4 protein-coding genes and 1 pseudogene are annotated in these 6,477 nt (G+C 57.2%); all 5 read right to left on the bottom strand.

The window, feature by feature from the left end:
- Positions 1-188: 188 nt before the first annotated feature.
- On the bottom strand, positions 189-2,060 hold the full coding sequence (locus FJV83_RS35775) for an acyltransferase family protein (RefSeq protein ID WP_063169260.1): 1,872 nt from the start codon (positions 2,058-2,060) through the stop codon (positions 189-191).
- Between the two features lie 83 nt (positions 2,061-2,143).
- On the bottom strand, positions 2,144-2,704 hold the full coding sequence (locus FJV83_RS35770) for a CpaD family pilus assembly lipoprotein (protein WP_063169261.1): 561 nt from the start codon (positions 2,702-2,704) through the stop codon (positions 2,144-2,146).
- A gap of 12 nt (positions 2,705-2,716) precedes the next feature.
- Positions 2,717-4,138, bottom strand: a complete 1,422-nt coding sequence (locus tag FJV83_RS35765; RefSeq protein WP_063170365.1) for a type II and III secretion system protein family protein — start codon at positions 4,136-4,138, stop codon at positions 2,717-2,719.
- 71 nt (positions 4,139-4,209) lie between these two features.
- Complete coding sequence (locus FJV83_RS35760) at positions 4,210-4,896, bottom strand: response regulator transcription factor (protein ID WP_063169262.1); 687 nt, start codon at positions 4,894-4,896, stop codon at positions 4,210-4,212.
- An 805-nt stretch (positions 4,897-5,701) separates the two neighbouring features.
- A pseudogene (locus FJV83_RS37445) lies at positions 5,702-5,870 on the bottom strand (transposase); the annotation flags it as partial.
- Positions 5,871-6,477: the final 607 nt, after the last annotated feature.

Raw genomic sequence — 6,477 nt, 5'->3', positions numbered from 1 at the left:
TCCACATGGCAGCCTAAAGTCAAAAACGCCTATCAGTCGCCTCGCCCTGATCGAGGACAACCTGTTGAAGCTCCACACCTAGGTCACTATCGGGGGGCCTTAAACCTGAACAGCTCCATCGTCGCGGCTGCTGCGGAAGCAGGAGCTATCACTGGGACCCGTACTGGTGCTTGTCAGCCGCTGAGCCGCTACTTCGTCTTAGGAAGAGCATTGTCCTTGCCAAAAGCCGGCCAGTATTTCGAGATTGCCAGTGTGGCGCCGGCTGAAGAGAAATGACCATAGTCGAAATATAAAAACTCTCCTCTATCGAAATAGGCGCAGCGTCCTGCGCTGCACAGGAATTTCAGCGGATCGATGAATGTGGCGCCTTTGGTAAATGAGCGCACACGTTCGTTGACGTCGGGGTCCATCGCGATCGGCCAGGACGTATCGTCCAGATTTTGGCGCTTGGCGAAGAACGCAATTTTCCGGACGTCAGTTGGGAACTGCGGAGACTGGCCGATGACAAACACGCGCACGCCCAGGGCACGAAGCGTAGCGATTGTTTGCTGAAGACCGTCGAAACCTCTGACCTCATAGTCACTCCATCTACCGCTGAGGATAACCGTCTTGATGTCCGCTTCCAAGATGACGTCCAAGGCCTTGCGATTGAACCGGACACAATCAAGACGATCGTACGGGTAGTAATAGAGTATCGGCGCGCAGCTGGCGTACGTATATTCAACGATGTTCGCCTGCAATCGATTTATGTTAGCACCCAAGCCGGAAACATAGTGCGCGGCGAAGGAGTCGCCCCACAAAAAAACCGTTGTTGGAAAACCGCTGGTGCGCGTGCAATCCTCCATATTCCAGCTTTCGATCCGGCTGGTGCCCTCGTTGAAACAGATGCCATTCCTCCAGTCCCCGACGGAAATGCGCCGCTGGACATAGTCCGGAAACCGTTGCGGAAAGCCGTTGCCGAGCGCCCCCGCCGCTCCGCCGGCACAAAGGACAACGATCGCGAGCGCTGAAAAGGCGAAGATAGGCCCCGGGGAGGTGAAGGCCCTCTTCTGTCGAAACGGCTGCTCTACAAACTTCCAGGAGAATGCAGCCAATGCGAGGCTTGCCACCAACATCGCACCGGTCATCAACGGATCGAGTTTTTGGAACGAAAGATAGTGCGCGAACGCATTGAGAGGCCAGTGAACAAGATACAACGAATACGAGATGAGCCCAATCCAGACCAGCGGCCTGACTTCGAGCATGCGGGTGGCGACCGTCGAGGGGGTATTTTGGCCAACATAGATCAGAAGGGCCGTTCCGATGCATGGATACAAGGCGTTGTAGCCTGGGAACGGATCACTCGCCGAAATCGCGAAGAACCCGATGGCGAGAAGGCCAAATCCGGCCACCCCCACCGACTCCATCAGGAGTCGGTTGCCCAGCGGCGAGGGGCATTTGAGCATGAGCAGGGCGCCCAACATGAGTTCCCAGATTCGGGTCGGCAGCAGATAGAATCCGGCGGTGGGTGCCAGCGATGTCGCCATCACCGCCACTACGAAGCTGCAGAGAATTATCGGAAGAAGTGTCGTCAGCCAGCGCTTCCCGATGTAGCGATAGATTAGGAACATCAGGATTGGTGCGAAGATGTAGTACTGCTCCGCTACGGAAAGCGGCCAAGTGTGCAACAGTGGTAGAAGCGCGGCATCGATAGAGAAGTAACTTGACGTTTTCCAGAAGAAAACGTTCGACCAGAAGGTCGAGGTAGCTATGATGCTAAGACTGAATCCGCGCAGATCCGGTGGCAGAAGAATGAACAATGCCGCAATGCAGGTGAGAAGCATCACAAAGACGAGCGCCGGCAGAATGCGCCGGGCACGGCGCCAGTAGAAGTTGACGATGGAAAATTGGCCGCGTTCAAGGTCATCCAGGAGGCTTCCGCTGGTTAGGTAGCCGGAGATGACGAAGAAGATATCGACCCCGCTAAAGCCACCCGGGATCGCCGAAATTCCGAAATGAAAGAGTACGACCGGAAGTACAGCAACGGCCCTAAGGCCCTCGATATAGCGCCTATATTGCATCCAGCGGTTCCTTTTATTTTAGATCAGGACGCGATTGGAAGCTTTCAATCTCCGGTAGGAGTGCTGCCGAGATAAGGGCGGTATCAGCCACCTTTATCCGTCCCGAATGTTCTGTAAGTTGCAACTGGTACAGAAGCACGATCGCCATCGCCGGCCTTGACGGCCTGATTGTCGAGCAGATCGCGCGGATCGTTGACCATCACGGCCAGGTTATGTCCTGTCGAACAACCAAGCGGCTGTTTGAAGGATTCTTCATTGGGTAAGGCACCATATGAGGGACAGACCGGCGGACGGGCGTGATAGACAATCGCCTCAATTCGCACTGAGCCGGCGTCGTGTTGATCGCGCAATTGAATGTTGTCTTCTTCGATTGCCAACTGCCTGGCCTGATGGGCTACCCCTGCGCTGAGCTGGGGCGAACCGCTGATGAGGAGGTGGATGGCATCGAACCGGCCGCGACTGGCCTTGTCTAGGAAAACACGCAAACGCTGCCGTTCGGAAGCGCGCAGGCTTTGCAACGTCAGGACGGTGGTCTCCTCTCGGACAAGCATTGGTGCCGATGGTTCGACATCAACTGGCGTAGTGCTTGTGCAGCCACTTACGCTTGGTGCCAGAGCGACAAAGAGGATTATAAAACGCAACATCTTTGGATGACACTATTCGATGATGAAGCCGAGACCGCCCTGGGCGCTTGGCGCGCCCGCACGGATAGCAGCGCGGTCTCGCGGGGGACTTGTCACGGAATTCGTCGGAGCGCCCCCTCCGTTCAAAGCCGGTGCCGCCCGCTCGGTCGGTGCGCTCATCTGGTTTGGGTTGGAGCCTGGTCTTACAATGTAAGGCGTAACTAGAATGACCAGTTCTGACTCCTCTTTTTGAAACGAGGTCGAGCGAAAAAGCGGTCCCAGGATCGCCAGTTCTCCGAGCCAGGGAAAGGCCCTGACATCATTGTTGACGTTCCGCCTGATTAGACCGCCGATTGCGAAGCTCTGGCCGCTGGCGAGTTCGACGACCGTATCGGCTCGGCGCGTGGAAACTGCCGGCACGGAAATTCCGTTGATTTGCACGGCACCTTGCGTCGACAGTTCACTGACTTCGGGCGTTACGTGAATGTTGATTTGATTGTTGCTGAGAACTGTCGGCACAAATTCCAGACTGACGCCGAAGTGACGGAATTCAACCGATACCTGCCTGTTTTCCTGCAGGACAGGAATGGGAAATTCGCCGCCCGCGAGAAAGCTGGCCTTTTCACCCGACATAGCGGTGAGGTTCGGCTCAGCCAGGACGGAAGCTATATGCTCCTTGGCGAGCGCGTCGAGAACCGCGCTGACGTTGACGGCACCGTTGTCGAATCCGATTTCTGCTGTACCGCCACCCTGGGTTGAACCAGACCCAGCGCTTGCAGCGCTTCCGCTTAGAACGCCCACTTTGAAATTGCCGATTTGACCGAAGGCGGACAAGTTGACGCCGAGTGACTTCATGGCGCTGCGTGAGACTTCGGCTACGCGCACGCTGAGGTTAACTTGCAGGGATCCAGCGACCTTGATGTTGTTGACGACTTGCGCTCCGTCGCCCAGATATTGCTCAGTGACTCTTTTTGCGGTGTCGGCGACCTCTGCGTCGGGCGCCGTCCCGCTAAGGATTGCGCCGCGCGGCGTATAGTTGACGCGGATGGGATAGTCGCCGACCTGCTCCCGCAACATGGCGCGTAAATCCCCGATCGGTTGCGTGACAACGATACGCAATTCGGCGAGAGGCTCGCCATTGCCATCCAAGGCGAATAGGCTGGTCCGCCCCGATTTCTTGCCAAAGACGAAGATTGTTTTGCTCGATGGCGCCTGAAAATCCGCGATCGTGGGGTCAGCAACAAAGATGGTCGTGGCTGGCCCGGGCAGATGAACGGTCTCCCCGAGCGAAGAGGAAAGGGTCAGCGTGGCGTTGATGCTATTCGAAGCCGCATGCGGCGGGCCTTTGTCCTGCTTGTTTTGCGCCGCGACACCAAGTGGGAAAGTCACAATAAGCGCGCAGAGGAGATGGCCCAGGTAACGGGGCACTGCAGGTCTTGTAACCTTGTTGGCGATCGCCCGCCAATTGAGCGCAGCGCAAGGATGTTGAAGGATCAGCAAAATAGATCTTCTTTCGATTCGACAAACTATGCGGACGAGGCGTCAGTCAATTCTAGGATGTAACCAATGCCTCGGATGGTCTTGATCCGTGGCGTTGCACCTGATCTGGTCAGATGTCCCCGTAAACGATAAATTCCGACTTCAAGCGCGTTGGCAGACACGTCGTCGTTGAATGAATAGAGGTGATCTTCCAATTGCGCACGGGGCACGATGCGGCCTGCCCGGTTAAGCAGGTGCTCTAGAACACAGAGTTCGCGACGTGCGATCATCATTGGGTGCCCATCAACGAAAACCTGGCGGGCGACCGGATCAAAGTCGAGATTGCCAAATACGAGCCTCAGGTCGGTCATCTGTGTCGCCCGGCGCAGAATGGCTCTCATTCTGGCAATAAGCTCATCGGTAGAGATGGGTTTGAGCAGAAAGTCGTCCGCACCACCGTTGAAGATCGCAATTCGCTTATCGAGATCGTTAAGGCTGCTCATAATGACGGCAGGAACTGAATGCCCGTGGGTCCTCAACTGCCTCAGCCAACCCAAGCCATCGCCATCTGGCAGAGCCAATTCCAGCAGGAGAATTTCATAGCTGGCGCAAGAAAATGCACTCGAAGCCAGTTCCAGAGTACCAACGACATCAACGACGAAGCCGCCATCCCCGAGCGCAAGTCGCATGGCGCGCGCAAGATCCGCATGATGATCCACGAGCAGCGTTCGCATTTCATCTCCTCTCGAAGAGGGACGGCCCATCGAACGCGTCACCGGCGGCCATCTGATCGGAGCACACGGCGCGCAACTCGTCGCAGCTCTCGGAACTGGTCCGAGTCGGAGGGACATGCAAGTCGCTCGGTGGCAATAGGCGCGGGTGAGGACCAACTGACGGGCTCAAATACGCCGGTCGGCGAACCCACGAGGCCAGCAACCCGCGTGCGATTTCTCGTTGCATCATCTCTCCTACGTGCAGCCCCTGCGCTCGCAAGGCAGCGTCGCGGCTCAGAGCCCGATTCCCACAGAGGGTAGGGTTAGCTTTCGAGAAACTGATTGAACAAATCGATTATTTGGATCGAATGCATCCACGGTATGGATGCAGCGCACCATCTTCAACGACTGCGGCGTCCTGATGCACTGTTGTGTCTGTCGTGCTCTGCTTTTTTCGCTGTCCTTCAAGGCTGGCGAGCCTGGTGGAACCTGCGCGTCATTGGCTTGGTAGCTTGAATGCTCAACAACGGAGCGCCCTGCGCAAAGCCGCTCTCATTTCCAAAAAGCCTTGCAATCTGGTTGGAGCACTTCGCGCTCGACACCAAAATAGGCGAGGAAAACTGACGTCTGACAGGGATGTACATGCAACAGCCGATTTGCGGCACCAGCAAACGACCGCGTTCAGGCTGAAGATCGACGACCAACGGCTCCTCGATTTCCGCACTTTTACAAGCTCTTCCTGTGCGGGCGGATGCCGGCAAACAGCAGCACAGGGTCAGCGAAACCGGGAGCGGGCCTGCTTGATCGCCATGATCACATTGCCGCTGTCGCGCGTGCGGAGCGGAATGCAATCGGTCCAGCCGGCGGCAATCCGGTCAGCACCATCGTCTGCACGAAGCTCCCTGACGAAGACGTGCCCGAATGCGCTCAACAAAGCCGGGCGGCGGATCTTTCCAATCGCCGAAGGTGCGGGCTGGCACCGAGCGGCGAACTGCGAACTCATTCCTGCCCGGCGGCGCTGGCCGCCGCGAGCGTCGATGCGGACCCAGCCGCTCCGAATCCTCCCACAACACGATGAGCGCGTCGCGGACATCGCTGCCGTAACAGCGGCTGCGGCTCTTGCCCGCAGACGGCCTCTGCTCACGACGGTTCATAAGACGGATCGCGCGCTTGCGAATAATAGCCGGTTACCGCCTCGAACTCATCCAGAATGCGCCGCTTGTCAACGCCGCAATAAAGCTCCACGATCGCCGCTTCACCGTGTCGCCATGCTGAGCCGCGCCATCCTTCCCCCGAACCGGAATGGCACGACCTGTCCATCCCCTTTGGAACAGGACACTATTGGTAACATTTTGCTTGAGGCAATGCGGCTCGTTGCCTTCCTTTTCGCTGACCGGAAGGGTACCGGAAGTCGTCTATCGCATCTTACCCGCTGAAAGCGGCAACACCTCGACCTCAATCGCAGATCATAGGAAATAGACGATCGCGTCGGGGCCTCAGCATCGGTTCACCGGGTTTCCGTCATCGACTGAAGCGAATTGCCCCATCGACCGTCACCGGGTGGGCCGCGATACGTCGCCGTATATGATTAGCGAGCGCACG

The organism is Mesorhizobium sp. WSM4307 (assembly GCF_007003945.1).
In the GTDB taxonomy this organism is placed as follows: domain Bacteria; phylum Pseudomonadota; class Alphaproteobacteria; order Rhizobiales; family Rhizobiaceae; genus Mesorhizobium.
This window is presented reverse-complemented; position numbering and strand designations above follow the sequence as displayed.